Below are 301 nucleotides of genomic sequence, written 5' to 3'. Positions count from 1 at the left end.
CTTTACATAATTTTTTATTATTTTTATATCTCTANNTTCTAACAATCCCCTTTTATCAATCCTATAATTTCTTTTATAATTTCTCTAATATAATCTGTAATATTCTCCTCAAAATCAATATCCATTTCATAATTGATTTATAAGATAATATTTATAAAAGTGATAACCAATATGCAAAAAATTACTAACCCTATTGAAATGATCATAATTATAAGATCTTTAACAGCTTCTTTTATATCCTCATCCATAAATAAGATATAAAATTTTGAAAAATAAAAAGTTTAAGAAAAAGCTTTTACTG

At 20.1% G+C, this 301-nt stretch carries 1 pseudogene (running past one end of the window); it reads right to left on the bottom strand.

The window, feature by feature from the left end:
- Window positions 1-45 (bottom strand): annotated as a pseudogene (locus LUA84_RS05040) (exosome complex protein Rrp42) (its annotated part extends 86 nt beyond the left edge of the window); the annotation flags it as partial.
- Window positions 46-301: the final 256 nt, after the last annotated feature.

The sequence above is a fragment of the Candidatus Nanopusillus massiliensis genome, from assembly GCF_920984865.1.
The sequence above is the reverse complement of the archived record's forward strand: the minus strand, read 5'-3'. Positions and strand labels throughout refer to the sequence as shown.